At 39.8% G+C, this 1260-nt stretch carries 2 protein-coding genes; both read left to right on the plus strand.

Going from position 1 to position 1260, the window contains the following annotated elements; all coding sequences use genetic code 11:
* Positions 1 to 826 (plus strand): Rpn family recombination-promoting nuclease/putative transposase (locus F6K37_RS43095; protein ID WP_287257302.1); only part of this gene is annotated, 826 nt, incomplete at its 5' end.
* 103 nt (positions 827 to 929) lie between these two features.
* On the plus strand, positions 930 to 1260 hold a 331-nt coding region (locus F6K37_RS43100), incomplete at its 3' end, for an Rpn family recombination-promoting nuclease/putative transposase (RefSeq protein WP_287257303.1).

Below are 1260 nucleotides of genomic sequence, written 5' to 3' on the forward strand. Positions count from 1 at the left end.
CCCGGTTGCTTTTATCATCGAGGGTCTCTTGATTAGCTTCGCTTTCGAGAAGGGTTTTGATGGTAAAACCAACCGGGTTGATATTCTCGCTGAAACCACTGATGGCGAGCTCGTCCTGATTGAAGTACAAAACAACCCTCAACACGATTATTTTCACCGTATGCTCTACGGTGCGTCTAAGTTAGTCACCGAATACTTAGATAAAGGTCAAGAGTACGGTCAAATTAAAAAAGTCTACTCAATCAATATAGTCTACTTTAACCTGGGCATGGGAGATGACTATATTTATTCCTATCGGGGAGAGTTCGTTGGAGCTAATCTCGGAGATATCCTACAACCGACAAAAACTCAGGAGTTTAAATTTCATATCAATAAAGTCGCAGATATCTTCCCAGAATACTACCTGCTGAAAGTAAGGAATTTTAAGGATTTAGCGAAAAACCCCTTAGATGAATGGATTTATTTTCTGAAAAACAGCGACATCAAAGCGGAATTTTCGGCCAAAGGCATAGCCGAAGCTAAGGAGGCGCTACGAGTTAATAATTTATCAGAACAAGAACGAGCCGCTTACGAGCGTTATCTCAACAACAAGCGTGACGAAGCCAGTATGCTGAGTACCCAAGAGCTTGAGACTAAATGGCAAGTGGAACAAGCAGAAATCAGAGGTATTGAAAAAGGTATCCAACAAGGGAAACAAGAAGGTATCCAACAAGGTAAAAAAGAAGAAAAAATAGCGATCGCCCGTTCCTGCCGGGAACAAGGTTTAGATGTGGAAACTATTATGAACATCACCCAACTTTCTCGGCAAGAGATTGAATCAATTTAGAATGTAGAATGTAGAATTCAGAATTGATAATTCTACATTCTACATTCTACATTCTTCATTCACCATTCACCATTCACTCTTTCTTCCTTAAGATAACAAGACAATGCCAGACACACATATTCGCTTTGATTGGGCAATCAAAAAACTGCTGCGTAATAAAGCTAACTTTGGTGTTTTGGAAGGGTTTTTAAGCGAGTTGTTGCATTTTGATATTACCATCAAAACCCTTCTCGAAAGCGAAGCTAATCAAGAAACACTCGATGATAAAACCAACCGAGTTGATATTCTCGCTGAAACCACTGATGGCGAGCTGATCCTGATTGAAGTACAAAACAACCCTCAACACGATTATTTTCACCGTATGCTCTACGGTGCGTCTAAGTTAGTCACCGAATACTTAGACAAAGGTCAAGAGTATGGTCAAATTAAAAAAA

This window comes from Moorena sp. SIO4E2, assembly GCF_010671945.1.
GTDB lineage: Bacteria > Cyanobacteriota > Cyanobacteriia > Cyanobacteriales > Coleofasciculaceae > Moorena > Moorena producens.